This window comes from Spiroplasma helicoides (assembly GCF_001715535.1).
Lineage (GTDB): Bacteria > Bacillota_I > Bacilli_A > Mycoplasmatales > Mycoplasmataceae > Spiroplasma_A > Spiroplasma_A helicoides.
Genome location: NZ_CP017015.1, coordinates 1027575 through 1049036 on the forward strand (window position 1 = coordinate 1027575; position 21462 = coordinate 1049036).

The 21462-nt window shown below is 26.1% G+C and carries 18 protein-coding genes; 6 read left to right on the forward strand and 12 right to left on the reverse strand.

The features are described from left to right. Positions 1 to 46 precede the first annotated feature (46 nt). Positions 47 to 1366 (reverse strand): SGNH/GDSL hydrolase family protein, encoded by a 1320-nt coding sequence (locus SHELI_RS04690; RefSeq protein WP_069117126.1) that lies wholly within the window; start codon positions 1364 to 1366, stop codon positions 47 to 49. Positions 1367 to 1977: 611 nt separating this feature from the next. Here SHELI_RS04690 and SHELI_RS04695 point away from each other — a divergent pair. Next, positions 1978 to 2556, forward strand: coding sequence for a lipoprotein (locus SHELI_RS04695; protein WP_069117127.1), 579 nt, complete (start codon positions 1978 to 1980; stop codon positions 2554 to 2556). An 80-nt stretch (positions 2557 to 2636) separates the two neighbouring features. Here the strand turns inward: SHELI_RS04695 and SHELI_RS06205 are convergent, their stop codons facing one another. From SHELI_RS06205 to SHELI_RS04730, 7 genes are all read right to left on the reverse strand, one after another. After that, the gene (locus SHELI_RS06205) at positions 2637 to 2849 is read right to left on the reverse strand and encodes a hypothetical protein (protein WP_069117128.1); all 213 of its coding nucleotides are present in this window, start codon (positions 2847 to 2849) and stop codon (positions 2637 to 2639) included. A 692-nt stretch (positions 2850 to 3541) separates the two neighbouring features. After that, positions 3542 to 5818 (reverse strand): ABC transporter substrate-binding protein, encoded by a 2277-nt coding sequence (locus SHELI_RS04705; protein WP_069117129.1) that lies wholly within the window; start codon positions 5816 to 5818, stop codon positions 3542 to 3544. 471 nt (positions 5819 to 6289) lie between these two features. Then, positions 6290 to 8728: a leucine-rich repeat protein gene (locus SHELI_RS04710; protein WP_069117130.1), complete on the reverse strand. Its 2439-nt coding sequence runs from the start codon at positions 8726 to 8728 to the stop codon at positions 6290 to 6292. After that, a complete protein-coding gene (locus SHELI_RS04715) occupies positions 8715 to 9296 on the reverse strand; it encodes an AAA family ATPase (protein ID WP_069117132.1) in 582 nt (193 codons plus the stop codon). The genes SHELI_RS04710 and SHELI_RS04715 overlap by 14 nt, the downstream gene beginning before the upstream one ends. Positions 9297 to 9306: 10 nt before the next feature. Beyond that, positions 9307 to 11007 carry an anaerobic ribonucleoside-triphosphate reductase gene (nrdD, locus tag SHELI_RS04720; protein ID WP_069117133.1) on the reverse strand — a complete coding sequence of 567 codons (1701 nt, stop codon included), beginning with the start codon at positions 11005 to 11007 and terminating at the stop codon, positions 9307 to 9309. Next, positions 10985 to 11443, reverse strand: a complete 459-nt coding sequence (locus SHELI_RS04725; RefSeq protein WP_069117136.1) for a 4Fe-4S single cluster domain-containing protein — start codon at positions 11441 to 11443, stop codon at positions 10985 to 10987. Before SHELI_RS04725 ends, nrdD begins: the two co-directional genes overlap by 23 nt. Positions 11444 to 11550: 107 nt before the next feature. Then, positions 11551 to 12222 carry a hypothetical protein gene (locus SHELI_RS04730; protein ID WP_069117138.1) on the reverse strand — a complete coding sequence of 224 codons (672 nt, stop codon included), beginning with the start codon at positions 12220 to 12222 and terminating at the stop codon, positions 11551 to 11553. Between the two features lie 133 nt (positions 12223 to 12355). Between SHELI_RS04730 and SHELI_RS04735 the strand changes: the two genes are divergently transcribed. The 4 genes from SHELI_RS04735 to SHELI_RS04745 all read left to right on the forward strand — a co-directional run bounded on the left by SHELI_RS04735 (position 12356) and on the right by SHELI_RS04745 (position 15122). Beyond that, positions 12356 to 12793: a GNAT family N-acetyltransferase gene (locus SHELI_RS04735; RefSeq protein ID WP_069117140.1), complete on the forward strand. Its 438-nt coding sequence runs from the start codon at positions 12356 to 12358 to the stop codon at positions 12791 to 12793. A 113-nt stretch (positions 12794 to 12906) separates the two neighbouring features. Then, positions 12907 to 12978 (forward strand): lipoprotein, encoded by a 72-nt coding sequence (locus SHELI_RS06280; RefSeq protein WP_198146125.1) that lies wholly within the window; start codon positions 12907 to 12909, stop codon positions 12976 to 12978. Further along, positions 12944 to 13909, forward strand: coding sequence for a hypothetical protein (locus SHELI_RS04740; protein ID WP_157087594.1), 966 nt, complete (start codon positions 12944 to 12946; stop codon positions 13907 to 13909). The genes SHELI_RS06280 and SHELI_RS04740 overlap by 35 nt, the downstream gene beginning before the upstream one ends. Before the next feature lie 316 nt (positions 13910 to 14225). Then, a complete protein-coding gene (locus SHELI_RS04745) occupies positions 14226 to 15122 on the forward strand; it encodes a hypothetical protein (protein WP_069117143.1) in 897 nt (298 codons plus the stop codon). Between the two features lie 73 nt (positions 15123 to 15195). On the opposite strand, the gene SHELI_RS04750 is transcribed toward SHELI_RS04745, so the two are convergent. The 3 genes from SHELI_RS04750 to SHELI_RS04760 are packed head-to-tail and all read right to left on the reverse strand — an operon-like array spanning position 15196 to position 19772. Continuing rightward, entirely contained in the window at positions 15196 to 17721 is a 2526-nt protein-coding gene (locus SHELI_RS04750) for a PTS transporter subunit EIIC (RefSeq protein WP_069117145.1), read from the reverse strand. Positions 17722 to 17743: 22 nt separating this feature from the next. Further along, positions 17744 to 18973: a zinc-binding dehydrogenase gene (locus tag SHELI_RS04755; RefSeq protein ID WP_069117147.1), complete on the reverse strand. Its 1230-nt coding sequence runs from the start codon at positions 18971 to 18973 to the stop codon at positions 17744 to 17746. Position 18974: 1 nt separating this feature from the next. Continuing rightward, positions 18975 to 19772 carry an SDR family oxidoreductase gene (locus SHELI_RS04760; protein WP_069117151.1) on the reverse strand — a complete coding sequence of 266 codons (798 nt, stop codon included), beginning with the start codon at positions 19770 to 19772 and terminating at the stop codon, positions 18975 to 18977. A 214-nt stretch (positions 19773 to 19986) separates the two neighbouring features. On the opposite strand from SHELI_RS04760, the gene SHELI_RS04765 reads away from it, so the two are divergent. Further along, positions 19987 to 20703 carry a DeoR/GlpR family DNA-binding transcription regulator gene (locus SHELI_RS04765; RefSeq protein WP_157087595.1) on the forward strand — a complete coding sequence of 239 codons (717 nt, stop codon included), beginning with the start codon at positions 19987 to 19989 and terminating at the stop codon, positions 20701 to 20703. A gap of 17 nt (positions 20704 to 20720) precedes the next feature. Here SHELI_RS04765 and SHELI_RS04770 read toward each other — a convergent pair whose 3' ends face one another. Beyond that, positions 20721 to 21407, reverse strand: coding sequence for a GntR family transcriptional regulator (locus SHELI_RS04770; protein ID WP_069117153.1), 687 nt, complete (start codon positions 21405 to 21407; stop codon positions 20721 to 20723). Between the last annotated feature and the right edge of the window lie 55 nt (positions 21408 to 21462).

A 21462-nucleotide genomic window follows, 5' to 3' on the forward strand; every position in this document is an offset into this window, starting at 1 on the left:
CAAAAAGTCTTCAATTTCTTGAAGACTTTTTGATTATAGAATTTTATTATTTTTTATTCAAAAAATCCATAAACTTGTTAGCAAAATCTGCATGTGTTATTTTTGTTGGGTGAATATCATCCATAAAGAAGTATTTATCCACATCTTGTTTTTCATCTAATCCTAATACAGATAATCTTAAATATGCATTTTTTGCAGTAGGATGTTTAGTTATTGCAGCTAATAAAGCTGTAACATCTAGTCCCTGCATTGCTTGTCATTTATTTGCATCATTTTCTCCATCACCATTTGCATCAAACATATAACTATATTGAGCACTACCATATCCACCAGTGTAACCTGCATCCACTTTTAAAGGATTATCTCCTTTTGCTGCTGCATCAATTGCACCATTAATAGTGCTATTTAAATCATAGACCTGAATAGAATCTTTATAATTTTTGTTAATTGAATCGACAATATCTAATAATTTTTTATTAACATCATCACATAATGCTTTGACAGTTGCTTTATCTTTATCTTTAAATCTTGGGACTTGCTCCATTGTTGGAGGTGTTACAAATAAGATTTTTTTCAAACCATTATTTAATAATGTATATAATGACTCTTCTACAGCTGCCATCATTTTTTCTTTATACTCATTGATTTTTGCGCTATCAGTCATACCCAACATAGCAATAACATCATTTGATCCAATAGCATAAAATGCTAAGTCTTTATCATTAATTACATGTTGCTGAATTACTGCTTTTGATTGACTAACGATTGATGTGTCTTTTAGCGCTTGTTGAAGTATATCTGTTCCACTTGGTTGAACTGCTGTTGCTCCTCCAATTGCATAGTTATTACCAAACTTTAGTTCGTCGCTTATATAGTTTTTTGTATAAATGTTACTTCCATATACATCAGTAAATCCTAGTTTTTGTCCTAATAATGCTGCTGCTGTATACCCATTAGTAAAAGAACTTCTTCTAATGGTTTTACCCCCTACTGTTTCATTAAAACCATAGTAACTTGTTTTTTTAGCTGCACCTTCAACTAAATAATCATCAAAATCAATATGTATTTCTTTTCCTTTTAATGCATTCGCAAAAGGAGATTGAAGAAGATAGTCTTTCAAGTATGATGTGATTCCATTAATATCGCTCAAACTATCTCCAAGTATATAGTAGTTTGAGTAGTCTGACTTGCTATTGTTTTTAATACTATCATCTACTGCTTTTGATTTATCAATATCTTTTCCAAAGTCTTTATAACTTTCATCAGTTGGTATGTTGCTTGGTGCTTCTTTTTTACATGCAACAAGACTAGAAGTTGATCCTGAAATAACTGCTAGACTCATTAAATAAGTTAATAATTTTTTCATAAACTTTTTTCCTTTCATAATTTTTTAGATTATATCACTCACTAAAAATAAAAAAAATTTATATTTTAAAAGTAATTTTAAAATATAAATTTTTAAACTTTGATTAGATACATATTATTTCTAAAATATAATTACTTATCATCTAAATAACTATATACCGATTGAAAAGTGACTTTACCTTTAAGAACCTTGCTATTATCGGTTGCTGCAACAACCAATTGTTTATAATAATTTGGACCTGTGGCCGAATAAATTATTCTCTAAAGGCAAAATAATATGTTCCTTATAAAGCTGATGGTGCATAAGAATTGATTACACTATAAGCAAATCCAATTGCATCATCTATTGTGTTTTTATTTGGAAGGTGTGTAATGGTTTTATATTTTCAAATCAAGATATTTAATTTCTATTTTAATAACTACATTTCAATTAATAATTCACTACTTTCTTTTGATTCGACTCTAATATATGCATTTTGTCCTGTTTCATTTTCATGTTGTGCATAGTGATAGTCTTTATCTTTTTCAGTGTATATATTGAAAATATATATGTGTTTTATTTAAGGGTGCTATAATTTAGGTGTTATTAAATTAACATAGAAGGAAAAAAAGATGAAAAAACTATTAAGTTTATTAGCAGCAACAGGATTAGTTGCTACAAGTGGAAGTGTTGCGGTTGCATGTAACAAAAAAGATCAAAATAACGTAAAAGAATTAACATATAGTGATGGAAAAAAAGATGCTGATGTAGTAGCTTATTTAAGTGATAAAAATAAAACAAGTATTATACAATTAACAATTTCAGAACCTTTAAAAGTGAGTGAAAATAAATTAGATGTTGACTACAAAGACACAAAAACAGGTGACTATGATGGTTTTGGTAATTCCAAAGAACTTGAAATTGAAGGAACATTAATCAGTTTTAAAGATATGAACATGCAAGAACAAGGAAAAATGTTTGGTAGTTTTACAGAATTGTTTAAAGAATTAAAGGATTTAAATTTAACTTCTAAGCAAGATGGTGATAACTCTGTTTTAACAATTTACTTCATTACAATAAAAGGGCAAAAAGGAAATGATAATTTTGATCTAGCTGTAATTGAAGAAAAAGTAATAGTTGATAAAGACGGAATAGCCATTAAGGATCCAGAACTAAGCAAAATTTATAAAAAAAATATTTCATTAAAATAATTAATATCGGCAAATAAAAAATATCCAAATTTGGATATTTTTTATTTGCTGATATTTGATTTATAATATTTAAAACTATTTTAAAATCATTTAACCTTTTTATAATTATCTCCTAAAAATGTGTTAGATTTTACATAACTTATAAAATTAGTAATTAGACCAGCTTTATAATCTCTTAAACTTGCTTCATTTCCATCAACTCTATATCCTTGAAAATAAAATTTGTGACTTATTCTAATAATATATAATCAGTAAAAATACAAATAACTTTTAAAATGATTAAATATTTTCAAACTTTTATTAGGATTTTTAGTTCTTTAGATTCTTCTTTCGAATGTTATATTTGCTTTATAAAAAAATAAGTCTGCTCTTGTAAATCTATATCTAATTAAAATTTCCAATTTTAAAAACTTTGAGCCATACATTAATTCTAATTTGTTAAAAAATGCTTAAATTTGTTCTCCATAAATTCTTTCGCTTTTTCTATACTTATAATATATGTTTATGTTTAAGAAAAAATAAATAAAAACAATAAATGTTAATGAAGCCGTTAAAGCAATATACTCAAAAATCAGAAAGTCTTTTTTGTTAGTTATTAATATTTTTAATGTAATTCAAAAAGATTTTATAAAAAGCCCGGCCAATAATTCAATCGAAGTAATTAAGAGCGTTCTTTTTACTTCATATTTATTTACAGATAAAATAATATCACAATCAAATAAATCTTGATAAAAATTTTTGATATTTTCCTAATTGTTATGACCCATACTTTTTTTGACCATATACATTGCAAAACATATACAAAAAATAATTATTGAAATAATAAGAGAAAAGCATCTTATTATTTTTTCTATTAAATAATTATTTTTCATACAAACTCCTAACATTTTTTTAGTTAGGCAGATATTTTACATTGTATAATCAATAACTTAATTTTAAAAATTGTATTTCTCTTTTAATTTTTTTTAAATATCTTTGCTGTTTTTTATTTAAACAATATATGATTTCTATCATTTTGATCATCTTTTTTAAAATTATTTTCACTTGATAAAGAAATTTTATAAGCCTCTACTCTTTTTCTTTGTTCTTCTGCCATTTCTTTTGAAATGATAGTTTTATTTAAAACTTTAGATCAATCTTTATATGCTGCTATACCATATGATCAAGCATAGTTTGATGTGTATGGAATCACATAGCTTATGTTGTAATTTTTTGGTGCATTTTTAATATAAAAAGGCATAACAAAGAAATTTTCATATAAATAACTAGACTCTAGCTTAGCAAACTCTTCAAATCTTTTAACTTTTTGGTTAGCTGCAGTAATCGTTGAGTCTACTTTTGCAATACCTTCGTCAAATGATTTATAACTTTCAACATAACTTTTTGAAGTATTGTTTGCATTTGCATATAGTTGACTTTTTTGCGATTGTAAAGCTGGTATAATTTTTTCTGAACCTGTATATGTACTTAAATCACCATCAATTCTATAAGAATTTAGAAAAGCAGCTGGGTCAGCATAGTCAGGTGCTCAGCCCCCTGTCATTAAATCAAATCTACCCTCACTTCTTAATGTTTGATAATCCTCTTTTGTAGATGCTGCAACAATCGATATATGAATTGGGTTGTCAGTAATTTCGTTAAATCTATCAAACATATTGATAATTTTTGGTACAACTGTTTTTGATTCTTCTGGATTAACTAAAACTCTTAAGTCTAACTTTGAGTCTTGCTGACTTATTAAATTTTCATCAAGCATATATTGTTTTATTTCTTTAATTAAATTTTCTTGATTTTGATTTTTTCCCAAAAATAATTCAGAGTTTCCTAGTAATGCATCGTTTCCATCATCTAAACTTAATTTTTTTCCACTTGAGCTAACATTTTCTAGAGAGTTAACAGCTTGTTCAACATATTTTGAGTAATCTTTTCCTGAGTCATCAACTGCAACACCTGGAGCTGTATAAACATTTCTTATCATTTTAGAAACTGTTGAATTACCATCAAACTTTTCAGAGTAAAACTTAGCAAATACGCTTCTATCAATACTAGTTGACATAAATGCTCTGGCTAGTTTATTTTGTAATAATTTACTTGCTTTCACTGCTCTATCTTTATCGTTTTGTGTTTTACCTGAGTCTATATCAGAGTTGTAAGTATTGAAATATAAAACATATGATGATAATGATTCTGTTGTTGGAACATCATATAGGTAATTAAATATTGGATTATCAATATCTGAACCTATATATCTATTTCAACCAACTGCATCATCATTGTTTACCATAAACCCTGATGTATCTCCTGCTTCAAATAATTCTCTATCTTTTGATGAAGTCGCATTTGAAGTATTTAAATATTTTATTTTATTGATTGTAACCATATCATTAAATCAATAATTTTGATTTCTTTCTAATACTATTTGATTTCCATCATTTATTTTTGGTAAGTAAGCTCCTGAATAATAACCTTTACTAATATCTTCTCTTTTATCAACTTCAGCAACTACTTCACCCTTTGGCACAAACATCGGTGCAAATACCGCGTAGCATAAAAGTGACTCAAAATATGAAGCTGGTTTTTTTAAGTTATAAGTTATATATCCTTCTTTTGATGTGTCTAGACCAAAACCTTCGCTCACTCCAGCAACTTTACGCAATACTTCTTTACCATCGATGGTTTCAGTATACTGTCAATCACTTTTTATTTTATCTTTTGCCTCAGCAAAAGTTACTGTTTTATTATGAGTTAAATATAAGTTTAATTCTGTGGCCCCAACTATAAAGTCAGATCATAAAGAAACTAAGTTTGATCCTGTTTGACTTGATCTCATAATAAATTCTGCTGCATTTTCATAATCCAATGAAGTTATGTCTCCAGCTAAAGACCCATCATTTTTGTATCAATGTAAATTTTCTCTTATTTTATATGTTCATTTTTTTTGATCTTGAGTTGTACCTACAGTTGAAGCTTTTAAATCACTATTAGGTGCAAAAATATCTCCATACACTCTTCCATATTCATCAACACCTAATGATGTTGCGTTAGTGTTTGCTAAAACATCAAAATCTGTTGAATAAAATGTTCACGCTGTATTTCATGATTGAACCGGATATTGATAAGTTCTAACTAACTCATCTGTTGAACGTTCAATTGTTGCTAATCTATTTGTGTTATAAGCACATGCAACTACACTTGCTGCTGTTAAAGAAACAGCACTCATAGCTGATAGTGTTGATAATAGCCTTTTACTTGTTAATGGCATTTTTAATTCTCCTTATTTTTATTTATTAAAAACTTTTATTTAATTAGTAATTAATAACTTAACATCTATTCCACAATAATTATATAGAATAACTTATTCAAATCAACTTTACATTGTAATAAGTTTTTAATATATTTGAAATATAGGTTTATATTAATTGATATATTCAAACCTTATTTATTAGTATATATAAATTTTTGTATGGCCATTTAATTGTACTTAAATAATCAAATCTTAAAATGTTTCTAAATAATTTGTAATAAGTAAAACTTAAAAAAATTTGATATATAACTAAACTTTTATCAAATGAGACTTGGGTATTAGAAATTATACATTTTGAACCAATTTTCTAAAAATTTTAAACTATATAAAAATTAATCTTACAAAAATAAAAAAGCTAATTGGATAGTTATATCCCTTAACTTTCTTAACTTTTGATAAAATTTATTTATTTTTAAGCTTTAGTTCTATTTACACATTTTTATTCTTCAAAAAAACAAAGTTTGAGCTTATAGTATTTAATCTTCTATATGTTACGTCTTGACAAATATTTTTTTCATTATTAGAAATGATAATATAGGTTCTTCTTCCGTTATCTTCTATATTAAGGTCTTCCATCGCATGCGCAGTAGTTCCACTTCCTGCAAAAAAATCCATTATTATAGAATTGTCTGTTGTAGTTGCTCTTATTAATTCTTTCATTAACTTTACGGGTTTTGGAGTTGAAAAATAATCTCTTCTACCAAATAATTTTTCTATTTCATCTTTTGCAGAACTGGTAGTGCCAAAACAATCAAAAATTTCTGGCACTTCACTTTGAACCTCGCATAGCAAACCTTCTTTGATAAAAGGTTGGCTAATTTTTTTTAATTTTGCTTCCTTTGTATTTCTTGCAATTATAATATATTCAAAATCTGTTTGCTTTTTGTATGGGTTTAGTATTACTCTGTTTTCATCAAAAAAAGGATGAATTTTTTTTCATTTATGTAAACTTACCAAGTCGATACCAAAATGTTTTACCAATAAGTTATAAAGGTTTTTATATTCTCCTTCATCTATATTAATAACCAAAAACCCTTTTTCTGAAAGTAGTGGTTTTAAAAGTTTAATTCTTTCTTCTATAAAGTTAGTATAACCTTTTTCAAACTCTTGATCTTTGTAACCAATATAAACAATATTAGAATTATAGGGTGGATCAATTAAAATAGAATCAATTTTGTTTTTAAAAGCTTTTTGCATAGATTTTAAAGTATACAAATTATCTGATTCAACCAAAATGTTCTCGGGTTTATTTCTAAAAGAAATATCTACATTACAGTTTGAAAATGCATCTTTTTCTATAAAAGTATTTTTACTTACACTAATTTTTTTTAAATTTTTACAATATGAAAAAGCTCATACTCCAATGTAATAAATTAAATCAGAAATATAAATATCTTCCAGTGAAATACAGTTGGAAAATGTTGATTTATTAATTATATTTACATTATGCAAGCTTATTTTTTTTAAATTTTTATTTCCTGAAAAAGCTCCTCTTTCAAGTTCGATAACTTCTTGATCTATTATAAATTCGCTATCTATTTTTCAATTTGGATAGCATATGATTTTACTCTTATCTCCATTATATAAAACATCATTTTCAACTAAAAAGTTTTTAGATTTAGAAATAAACCTTATATTAGAACATCCTATAAATGGATTATATCCAATCTGTTCTAACGACTCAGGAAATACTATTTTTTCTATATTTTTGCAATTTCAAAATGCATTTCTACTAATATTTTTTAATGTACTTATAAGCTCTAAACTTTTAGTTTTTAATTTAGGTAAACAACCTATTAAAGTGGTTTTAAATTTATTATATATAATGTAATTATCTACTACATACTCAGATGAATGATTTATTATTTCCAAATTGTCACATCCTGAAAACGGATTATTTTCAAGTTTTATAACGCTTGAAGGGATAGTGATTTTGTTTAAATTAGTGCATAGATAAAAAGCATGTTTGCCAATAACTTCAACTGTTGATTTAATCTCTAAGATTTTTTTTAAAGAATTTATATTATAGTAAATTATTTTTTTTCTATCATTTGTTATAAGAAGATCATTTTCATATACAAAAAAATCTGACTTATTGTCTATTACAAGGTTTACACATCCTGCAAATGGATTGTTGCCCATATACTTAGTATTTTTAGGGATACATATTTTTTTTAAATTTCTGCAATTATAAAAGGTATCTCCTCCCAAATTTATTATAGAGTTAGGAAGGACAACCTCTTCAATAAATTGGTTATCTCAAAAACATTCTGATTCTATAATTTCAATACCTTCGGGAACATATACTATTTTATCTTTTCCTAAATATTTAACTAATTTGTTTTTAGATATAATCATATCTTTTTTTGTTATAAGTTTGTCATCAATAAAAAAGAAGTCCAATTTTTTATTGTCATCATCTAGAAAGCCACGATTAAAAAAAGTTTCATTCGTTTTACCTATATATTCATTTTCTATAACTCCACCAACTAATCTAGATTTATAAAAAATTTGATTATTATTTAAACTTTCAACTTCAAAATCATCTTCTCACTTAAAGCATTTTATGTTTAAATTCTCAAATGCAAAAGAATGGTTTGATGAAAAATGCATTGAATTTAAATCAAAGTTATTTTCTAGAATTTTTATTATGAGTTCAAGTTGAACAAAACTCTCATGTGTTATTAAATCTAAAATAAAAAAATCATTGATAAAAAACTTTTGCTCCTCAACATTTATTTTCAAACAAAATTTATTTGAAATATTTCTAGTATAAATATCTTCTTTAAACTCATATAATTTAAGTGAATTATATAATGCAGTATATTTCATATTTTTAGATATTCTCAACTCACTAAGATTTTTCATTTAAATCTCCCATACTTTTTTTAATTATATCAACTATATTTTTGGGTGTTAATTTATCTGTATTAATAAAAATATAGTTTATTTTTTTATTAATACAAAACTTTTCAAGTCTTTTATAATGATTATTAGAATATTCAATTTTTTTTAAATCTTTGTCATTTTTATTTCTCATTAAAATTCTTTTTTTTAATATTTCTTCTGAAGCATATAAAATGACGGTTAATTTTGGTTTTCCAATTTTTTTTAAAACTAAATCAAAAATATCATCATTATATTCAACATCCCCTCAAGCATAGTTAGAAGCCAAGTGTCGATCTGTGATAATATTTTCTTTTTTATATTTTTCATACATATAGATAGAACCAAGACAATAAAATCAAGCTGTAATATTTCTATTTTCCATTGTATTTATTTTGTTTCTTAATCCTATATATTCACTTATTTTGTTTTCGCCAAAAATTTCACTTAGAGGTTTATGAACATACTTGTAATTTATTTCTTTTGATAGCAGTTCTGAAACCGTAGTTTTGCCAACTCCATCAATACCTTCAATAGCAATATGAATCATAAGTACCTCTTTAATTTTTCTTTCTTTGTTTACTTTCGTACAATTTACCTTTTGTAAAATAATCTTGAATTTCTAGATATCCACTCACTCTACGCACTCTAATAATATCAACTGATTTACATTCTGAGCAAACATCAAAATTCCCCGATACTCCACAACTGGCACAAACATCTTTTTTAAAATTATACCCTAAATATCTTACATCTGCTTTAATGGCAATTTCAAGTAGATCTTTTAAGCCTTCTTCATTACCAATTGGGGCCTCATTTAACTCTACATATGTTATTGAACCACCGTTACTGTATTGATGAAAAGGTCCTTCTAATTCTATCTTTTTATAAGCTGGTAATAAGCTGTCAACTTCAATATGAAATGAATTTGTATAAAAACCTTTTTCAAATACCCTAGAGTTAAAAGTTTTTTTATCCAAGTCTACAAATCTTCCGCTTATAAGTTCACCATTTGTTGCAAGGAGTGAAAAATTAAGTTTTTTTTCATACATAAGCTCATTTATAAATACTCTCATTTTCTCAACAAAGTCTAATGTTAATTGGTAAACTCTTTCATTTATTCAATATTTTTGATTTGCTAGTATTTCAACAAACTCACTTAGACCTATAAAACCGATTGAAAGTGTACCATTCTTAAACACTTCATTTAAATCATTTATATTCATGTCTTTACATCAAAGTTTATAAGCTAAATTAGTTGGAAAGAAGCTTTTATTAGCTAAACATGTTTTATTAAATCTATCAACTAATATATCTCCTGTGATTTTTGCTATTTCTTCTCATTTTTTGTAGGCTAAGTCAAAATTATATTCTATAGATTCAGTACTTTTATTTTCCATAGTTTCTAGCGCAATTCTTGGTAAATTTATAGATATATTTGCTATATTACTTCTTCCAACAGCACCTTTGGTATCATATATATTTTCATACACCCTTGTACGACAACCCATAACCGATAATAATTCAGGGTTATTATCAGATTCCATTTTACTATCACACAATAAATAAGTTGGTATCATTTTTTTTGAACTACATTTTAGAGATTCCATTAATAAGTCATAGTTTTTATCTTTTGGGTTTCTGTTAATACCCTCCTTAACTTTAAAAACTATATTTGGTTTATAAATCAAATCTCCTGAGTTATTAAACTGATTAATCAACGTTTTTGCCAAAAATCTGGCAAAATCATTTTTAGCAAGTCCTATATTTAAAGTAACATAGTAACTAGTTTGTCCCATTCTTGTATAAGTTTGACTACATCAATTAATGAGCGAGCTTATAGATGCTTTAAATATTTCTTCATTTTCAATATAGTTAACATCCATTTTTTCAAAAATTTCAGCTAGGTCATTATCAAAATTAGCTAAGGACATCCCTCCGCTTTGCTCATTTCCCATTTTTTCAAATAAGTCTTTTAAAAAATCAAAAACTAGAATAATAGTGGTTGCACTATTATAACCTTTGAATTTTTCGTAAGGAAAACAATTTAGTAAATCAAAAGTTAAACAGTTATATGTTAAACCATATGCGTCAAGATCATGTATGTGAATATATCCTTTCTCATGCATTTGTTTTCACTTTGGGTCCAAACTATTTAAAACATTTGTCTTTATATTTTTTTCTCCGATGTTGTATATACTACCAACATAGCTATTTCTATTGGCTGCATTATCATTTTTATTCTGATTCACTTTTTTCATTATTTACCTCCAAAAACTTTTGGTTTTTTGAACCCACGAAAGGCATAGTTGTAGTTCTTTCTTTTCAAATAAATGGTCCAACTTTTATATATTTTAAATATTTTAATATTTCAGAAGGTACTTCTTCAAGTTCATATCCCGTATATAAACAGATATCAAAATCTTTAATTAATTCTAATAACTCTTTTAATTCTTTTATTTGCATCAAAGGTTCACCGCCTGAAATGGTCAACTTTTTATTAAAACACTTTTTTCTTAATAATTCAGCTAGCTCTTTAATTTCGATTGAATTACCACAAGTTATATCTCATGTCTCAACATTTTGACATTTATTGCAAAAAATATTACAACCTTGTAAAAAAAGCACTGTTCTATACCCAGGCCCATCACCAAGTGAAGGATTTTTCATGATTGAATTTATAACTATGGTACTCATATCAATTTTCCTAACATTATAAGTTTATAAAATATTATAACAAAAAATTACATATAAAATTTAAGCTAAATAAAATCTGACTTGTTTGTTTCTACTACCGTAAATCATTAACGACTTTCTTGAACACTTATTCTCATTTTACTTCCCTTTAAAAAAATACTATCTCTTGTAGCCTCCATGCTTGTATAGTAATATCCATTTCCATAACCATAACCGCTTTCAAAGTATATATCACCCATTGTATAATCTATGTTGATTTCCGCATCTGGAGATAATTTTTTAGTTCATTGAATAAATAAATTTTTAGCCTCTTCCTCGCTTCCAGCCCTAGAATACATGTCGCTGTCAACCATAGCTATATTTTTTCTGTCATCAACATATTTTAAAGTAAATGTTACTTCTCCTTTTACAATTTTGCTTGTAGTTATTGCCCTAACAGTTATTCAGCCAGAATAAAGAGGCGTTGATCTACTAAAATAAGAATCTAAAAATTCATAGTCACTTTTTTCTTTGATATCGTTTCTAAATCTTTTTAAAATGGTTTTTGCCTCATTTTTGGCATCATCTATCGAATTGCTAATTGGCATTAATTCTTTTACAGCTATACTTTCAAGGCTAATTTTTTGATCAATAACCTTATTATTATCGCTTTGATTTGATGAACTAGATTGGTTTGTTTGTGACTCATTAGTTCCTGTGTTTTTATTGCATGAAATAGCATTTGATGCTAGCGTACTTAATAAACTTAAAGATGCAATTAAAGATAATAGTTTTTTCATATTCTCCTCCTATAAATGTACTAAAAATATATCACTTATAGTGTGTTAGGTCAAGTCTATTGAAAAGTATTTTTAAATTATTTATATAAAACCTAAACAAAAAGTTGTTATTATATTCTAGTTAGGAGTTTATATGGAATTACAATTTGAACAAGATTATGGTATTTATAATGAAGTTTTTAAAAAAGCAATACAATTAAGAGAAAAAGTTTTTATTGTCGAAAGAGGTTCTCTAAGAAAAGTTGATATAGATGATTATGATGAGAAAGGTTATCATTTTATTGCAACTTACAACAACGAGTTGGTTTGTTGCGCTAGAGCAATTATTAAAAAAGACAAATTATACTGAGGTAGAATTGCAGTTGAAAAAGAGTATCGATCAAAAAAACTAAGTCTAGTAGTATTAGAAAAGCTAAAACAATTTAGCAAAGATGTTTTAAAACAAAATACCGTTTATGTAAATGCTGTTTATAGTGTTAAAGATTTTTACACCAAATTTGGTTTTGTAGAATTTGGAGACATATTTGTTGAAGATGGTGTAGATCATATAGCAATGAAATTGGATATGTAACGCTTAAATAAAACTTAATAATTTTAAATCATTGCAAAATTATTTTTTTATTTTATTTTTTTTAAGGAATATAATTATGTGTTGATAAATTCAACAAAGAGAGGAAATTATATATGAAAAAATTATTAAGTTTATTAGCTGCAACTGGACTTGTTGCTTCAAGCGGAAGCGTTGCGGTTGTGTAACAAAAACAAAGATGCTGATAAAAATAATGACAACAATTCAAATAATGACAACAATTCAAACAACTCAGATATATCATTTGGAGATAATTTTAAAGACCAAAAATTAAGACTAAATGATTCAATGCAATTAGATTTAACAGCTTCAACTCCAAAAAAAGATGCCACAATAGATGCTAAATCAGATAATGAAGATATAGTTTTTGTTAAAACAGACATTTCAAAAGATACAGAAGGAAATGGTAAATTTAAAGTTACTTTAAGTGCAAAAAGCACTGAAGGTGAAACTACAATAAATGTAAAGTATGGGGATGCTAAAAAAACTTTTAAAGTTATAGTTTATAAAGATACAAATCCATACTTTGAAAAAATAGATGATCATGAAATTGTAGTAGACTCAGGGGACAACAAAAACGAATCAGGTCCTTATGTTTTTTTAGACAATCCTAAATTAAATGCTGATGGAAAAACCTTAGCTAGTCAATATACTGTTAAATCTAGTGATGAAACAATTGCAACAGTAAAATTTGCAAAAGAGCAAACATATACTAGTAAAAAACAACAAGGTTTATTAATACTAACTGGTTTAAAAGAAGGTAAAGTTACTATTACATTAACTTATGAGCAAAATGTAACAACTACTTTTACATTAACTGTAAGCAAAAAATATGAATTAAATAATTTAAAAAATGTAAAATTCACTCTTGCTAGTGATAAAAATAACGTAGATGGATTAAAAGAAGCGCTTATTAGTCAATTATCAAAATATGGATTAACAAAAGAGAATTTTTCACAAGAATTAAGTATCAGTAATTTTAAAGAGGCAAGTCAAAATGAAAACTCAGGTAGCGCAACAATTATTGCTAATAAAACAGCATCAAAATACTTTTTAAGTAATTGTGATATTAAATTTAGTTTATCAAATACAAAATAGTTATTTAAAAGTTAAAATTTAAAAAATCAGCTGAATTACTAGCTGATTTTTTTATAAAAAAATAGCAGACCACTTCTTATAAGTAATCCGCCAACATGTGTTATACACACTTTTAAAAAAATTGTTATGAATAAATCATAACAATATAATTATATATCAAATATTATAAATACTTAAAAGTTGTTTTATGCTTATTGTTTTAATTATAATTTATCCTTTTTCAAATTTTATCTGTTGGGTTTTTTACATCATATTATCTTATTTTTTTAAACTACTAAACCTTTAATATGCTAAAATGCATTTGGAGGATTTTAACATGAGTAAAAAAATTACAAGAGAAAATTTGAATATAAATGATTATAGAATGATCAAAATAAATAAACATACTATAATTTTTAATTATGTGCTTATAAGTGATTATATAAATGAATTTAAAAAAAATAAAATAGCTATTATTGATTATGAAGGATCAATGTTTCCTCCTGGATGAATCGCAAAAAATAAAAAATGTAAAGCATATGCAAAAAACTTTAACGCTTTACCTTTTTTTGTTGGTATTAAAGTGATTGAATATGATTTAAATAAAGATGAATTTATTATTAATAATCGAAGTTTAGAATATTTTTATAAAGAAAAAATATACAGTTTAGATCATTTAGATGTAAAAATAAAACGTTTATGTAAGGAAGTAAAAAAGTTTGTTGAAAATAATAAAGTAAATATGTTAGTAACAATGGGTGGGCAACTAGAAGAACAAGTTTCGCTTTTTGCGAAAAATAAACATAAAATTGATATAAATACAACTTTTAAAGATTTGTGAAAAATTTTAGATTTTCGCTTCGCAAATATTTGTATTTTAGGCTTACTAAATAGATTTACTTTAAACGATTTATTGGCAAGTTTTAGAGTTGATAAAAATTCTAACCCTTTTATTTCAGGTAAAGAAATAGCAGAAAAAACTATGAAGTATTACTTTGTTAAAAAGACAAGCAAAAAAGAGTTCTTAGAAACTGTTAATAAAATAATTCAACATAATAGAAATGATTTAGAAGTTGGTTTGCTAATATTAAATTGATTAAATAGTTTAATAAAAATTAAAAGCTGTACCGCAGTTCCTGTAGATTTATTCTATGGAGAATCATTTGATTTAGATATCTGAAATTTAAAAGACTTTATATATAAAAATTTTTTCGAAATTTTATTTATATATTAAACAAGCTTAAATTTTTAGTTAAAAAAATCTCTATCTATGTTTTAGGTAAACATAGAGTTTTAGAGATTTTATTTTATATAGTTTTGACTTCTTTTCTTGTAATTTTTATTGGCATTTTTTCAGATATTCCATAAGCTATATCAAGAGAGTGAACGGCATTGTAATAATGAGCATCTATATCTATAAATTTTGCATATTTAGAATCACTTGCTAAATTTTTTAATAACTTATGAGTTTGATCCATAAATTTTTCTTGAAATACATCTAGTTTTTCTATTATAGGATCTCTTTGTTTAATTAATTCAATTCTTTCTTTATCCAAAACTGATATTTTTTCTTGATAGCTAATTTTGTCATAATCAGCTTTTAACTTGTTTAATTTATCTAAATTTTCTTTATTTACAGCTTTTTTAATTTTTAATAATAGCGCATCTTTTTCTTTTTCTTCTTTAGCTTTGTAATATTCTATTTTGACATCTATTTTTTCTATACAAGAAAATAATTTATCTGTGTCTTTAATAAATTGTTTTTGTTCTTTTGTTCATAAAGCATTTAAAGCATCTAAGTCTTTTTTAAAATCGGTATTTAATATTTTTTTATTAGTTTTTTTGTAATAAATCCTTGCAATAAGTCTTGCAATAGATTTTGTTGATTTTGCCTCATCTGGTCTATCTCTATATGTAAATAGAACAAGTAAGAATGATATTACCGCTGCTAGTGCTAAAACCATGCAACCTAAGGCTATATTTTTTCATCCCCCTCTTACAAATCCTACGACAAATATTAATCCCATACTTGGTGTTGCTCCTGAATAAGAAACTACATTTAATAATCCTGATACAAACCCAGCTATTCCAGCTCCTACACAACCTCAAACAAAAGGTCAGAATTTAGGTAAATTGGTTCCATATATAGCTGGTTCAGTCACTCCAAAGAATGCTGCTGGTAATGATCCTAAACCAATTGATTTGGTTTGTGCTGATTTGGTTCTTAATACTAATGCTAATGTTGCACCTGCTTGACCCAACACCCCAATTGTTGTACCAACTAATATAGTTGATGTTGTATCATTAGCTGCTTGATCTAACATTATTGGCATAATAATTGGGTAATGCATTCCTGTTAATACAAGTGGTTGTCATAGAAGTGTAAATATTCCAACTCCAATTCCATAAGGAACTTTATTTAATGCAGTGACTCCCGCAAATACACCAGACTCTATTATTCCCATTATTGGGCCTAATATTATAAAACTTATAAGCATTGTACATAAGAATGAAAATGCTGGTCTTAAAACGATATCTACACTTGCTGGTATTCATTTTTTAGCAAATCTATCAATATAGCAATAAATAACTCCGGCACAAATTTGTGGAATTATTGATGATTGATAACCCTTAATCGCAATATCAATTTGACCGATTGAGAACAATTTGAAACTTGCTCATGATCCACTACTATAGAAGAAAGGTGCTACTAAAGCTAAACCAACAAATATTCCCATAACTTGGTTTCCACCCATATACTTGACAGTGTTATAACAGAAATATATTCCCATAAATGATAAACCTGCTTCTGCAATTATATATGTTACACCTGTATATATATCATATGAACTAATATTTGGTTGCTGACCAGGACCATTTCCTAAGTTAACTTCTTGCAAAACGCCGGTTTGAGTTAATATTGCTTGTATTGCTTTTAATATTCCAGCAGCCATAATTACTGGTAATGCTGGAATAATAACTCCAGTCACCGCAGCTAATAATTTATCTTTAAATGAAACTGATTTTTTAGTTGTTATTTTTTTAGCTGATGTTTTAGAGATTGCTGTTTCAACTTTTGATTCAACTAATTTTTCAAAAGCTTCTCTAACCTTGTAAACCTCACCTCCAATGATTATTTGTAACTCATCTCCATTTCATTTTATACCTTTTACAATAGGAATTTTTTTTATTGCTTCTTCATTAATAAGACTTTTGTCTTTAATAACAAGTCTAAATCTAGTTACACAGTTGTAAAATTTTGAGTAATTAGCTTTTGTTCCAACATACTCATAAATTTCTTCAACTATTTTTTCATACTTACTTTTTCTTTCTAGTAGTTGATTAAATTTATCTATTTCGGTTTGAATGTTTAAACTAATTTCAGCAATTTTGTCCCCCTGTTTTACTTTTCCATATTTGATATTTTGTATTGTATAACCTTCTGAATCATCAAGATTCATAACTATAGGTATATATTGAATTGTTTCAATATCCTTAGTTAACTCTTTATCGATTGTTATGATAGTGTCATTTTTTGATACATACTCTCCATCTTTGAAAGAAATATTAAATGCTTTAGAACCTATTTCAAAGGTTTCTAATCCGATGTGAATTAAGAAAGTTAAATTATCAGCTTTTAATTTAAAAGAATTTTTTTTAGGACTGATTTTTTCAATAAAAGATTTATCAAAAATACTTTTAATTTCAGAAGTATTTGATTTTATTGCAAATCCTTCACCCATAATTTTTTTACTGAATATCTCATCACTTAAGTTTTCTAAATTTAAAACTTCTCCATCACATGGTGCATATATGTCTATTTTTTTTGACATAAATATTCCCCCTTTCTTTTTTTTAAATATCTTTATAATTTTTTAATACGTAATCTTCTGCTTCTTTACTTCATAAACCTTTACTTTTTTCTAAAATGTTTTTTAAAGGTAAATCGCTTTTTAAAATTGCTTCTAAAGAAGATAATGAAAACTCTTTACCTGTATAAATTAATTTTTTTCCTCCTCCAATTTCAGGTTGATTTAGTGTAGCATAAGGCACATCATTTAAACCTAAAACATGAGTAACTACTTTTGATAAGTCTACTTTTTTTTCTTCGATCATTTTTACTGCTTGTTTAACATCATCAACATTCCCTCCAGATGTTCCAACAATATGAGTAAAGTTATAGTGAACATCATAGAAATTCAATTTGGCTTCAAACATTTTGTCTTGTGGTCCAGCAAAAAAGTTTAAACAGCTGTCAACACCCATAAGTTTTACAGCATCTTCAACCACTTTAGCTGCAGGCACCATTACAAATATGTCATCAAACTTATGCTGATATTTATCATATAAATACTCGTATGTAGAATTTACATTGCCAACGTTTTCAAAAAATAGCTGGGTTTCTTTTGTTGAAGAATATAATTCTGCAGCTCTTGTTAGTTTTTCTTCAGAAATATCAGTAACAATAATTTTTTTTGGTTTAATAGGACCATGTAATGCATAGTCAATCATTATTAGTCCCATTGGTCCAGTACCTCCAAGAATTAACAGGTTTCCTTGGTTTTTTATCCCCATAATATGTTCATATGTTCCTGGTTTTAAGTGGTAGTTTGCATTAAATGCACCGACTACACATGATAGTGGTTCAACCAATGATCCTTCAAAATAACTTGAGCCATTATATTTTATTAAACAATCTTGTTTAATAACATCCGGATGAATAATTATATATGTTGCATCGCCACCAGTGTATTGATATGAATACCCTGGACATCACGGCGCATCTTCAAGTTGTAAATTAGCCTGAAGTACATATTTATCACCAACATTGAATTTATTTTGCAGCTCTTTTCCCACTTCAATAATGTCACCACAAAATTCATGACCAATTATAATTGGGTTATTAATTAAATCATTAGGTGTTTTTTTATGTTTTTCTCCTTGATTTGCTAATTTTCAACTTGACATACATATACTGTCTGTGACAACTTTAGCTAGAATTTCATTTTCTTTGATTTTAGGAAGTTCAAATTCTTCTAGTCTTAAGTCTTTTGCTCCATATAGTCTAACTGCTTTTGTTTTCATATTATCCCCTTGTCTTTCCTCCAGCAATATTAATTGTTACACCTGTTATGTAAGACGCTCTTTGTGATAGTAAGTACATAACCAAATCGGCTACTTCGCTTAGCTTCCCACTTCTGCTCAATGGTATTGTTGATGTATTGCTGTATCCTTTTCTTAAATCATCAACAGTTTTATTTCTAGTGTATGCTAATGCTTCTTCATAAGCTAAAGTTCTTAAACCTGTTTCTTCTAAGATTCCTGGAGCTACTCCCACAACCCTAATATTTTTTTTACCTAGTTCTTTTGCTCATGATCTTGTGAAACTATTTAGCGCAGCTTTAGAAGCGGCATAACAACCTTGACCTTCTGAACCTTCAAGTCCACTTTCAGATGACATATTTAAAACTACTCCATAACCTTGTTTAATAAATACTTTGGCGCACTTTTGCGAAAGCATATATACACCTTTTAAATTAATGTTCATGATTTTGTCATAAATATCCGAAGATAATTCAAATTCACTTTCTTCTTTTTTATAATCAACGAGTAGTCGCGGTATGTTTATTCCTGCATTATTCACTACTCCATCTATTTTCTTAAAGTTTTGTATTGTGAACTCAACTAAGTTTCTGATATCTTCATCAAAACTTATATCAGTTTTAAAAAAACGGTAGTTTTTGTTATTTTGTTCTACTTCTGAAATATCTGCATTAACAACAATACAATTTTGTTCTAATAATGCTTCAACTATAGCTTTTCCAATTCCTGATGATCCACCAGTTACAATATAAACTTTATTATCTATATTTAATCAACTCATATTTTTATCCTTTCTTTTGAAGTTTCCCTTCAATTAAATGTTACAAAATACTTTCAAATAAAAAAAATATCAATATATAATAAAAATGATATTAACTTCTATTAATCTATGGATAAAAAGTGATAATTATCATTAAAAAAGATAATTTAATGATAATTATCATAATAAAAAATGAGTAAATGATAATTATGTGAAAGGTAATAAATTTAAAAAAATGGATAAAAATAGACATGATAAAATAATGGAATATATTAAAAGTAAAAATGAATTAAAAACAAAATATTTACTTAAAAAGGCTGATTCTTTTGGAGTAAGTGAAATTACTCTTAGAAGAGATTTACATGATTTGGAAAAACAAGGATTAATTACACTAACTTATGGTTACATAAAAGTTGTTGAAGATTTTTTGGTTGAACAAAAAAGAGATATAGAACATATAAATAAACAAAGAATGATGCATAAAGAAAAAATGTCAAAAATAGCACTAGAAACCTTGAAAGAAAATGATGTTATTTTTGTTAATACAGGAACAACTTGTGAAGAGTTCGTAACAAAAATAAATGTAAAAATAAAATTGTTAGTCACAAGTTCTTTCACAATTGCATCAAAAGCTATAAAAAATATTCATATTAGTTCTATATTGTTTATTGGAGGATTTGTTGATAAAGATAAAAAAACTTGTTACTCAAATATAAATTTTGATTTTTTAAATGATATTTATTTTGACAAGTTATTTACAAGTTGTGTATCATTTAAAAATAATGAAGATGTTTTTTTTGATAGCGTTGATGAAAGTAACTTCATTTCAAGAATTATTGCAAACTCATCATATAGTTGCTTGTTTATAGATGATTACAAAATGGAAAAAAATGCATTTATTAAAGCTTTTTCAGCTAAAAATTTTGACAAAGTTATTTATTATAATTCATAAATAAAATCTTTTGTTAATTATTTATAGTATTCTATAAAACTTCATTCAAAATTCTCGTAATTATAATAACTTTCTCTATATTCAATTAACTGTTGGTTTATAGTAAATAACATTCCTTTATCAAGAATTAGGTTGTTAGATGCTAGATCATTTGCTAATGGTTCTACTAAATCTTTTTTACTAACTGCAATTATTTTTTTTATAGAAAATCCAATGTGATTTTTAATATTATTTTTCAAAAAATTAAGTATTCCCTTTTGATTAAGAAGGTTTTCATCAATTTGATGTTTTAAAAGTGAATCAGATATATATGATGTTTGAACAATATGTAGTTCGTCTCTTATGTATCTTTTAACAACAATAAGATGAACAAAGTCCTCATAGTAAAATTTAGTTTTGTTACGTAATTCATCATCTACTTCAAATTTACCTTTATAAAAATATATACTTTTTGCATCTGGATAAAGTGTGGAAAAAGAAAATAAAACATTATTTTCATTATTTATTACCTTATAACCTTTTCCTTGATGTGATATAACCAACTTGTCTTCAATCAATTTATAAAAAGCTTTTCGAATAGGCTGAGATGAAATTTTAAACTTATTTTTTAAAAAGTTTTCACTTGGCAAAATTTCATTTGCTTTAATTTTTTTTTCGCTTATTAGACTAAACAAGTATTCATAAATCTCTTCTCATTTTTTCATTTTTTATCCTTACTTTACAAATATTTAATAATCTAATTTTACATTTAATTATTAT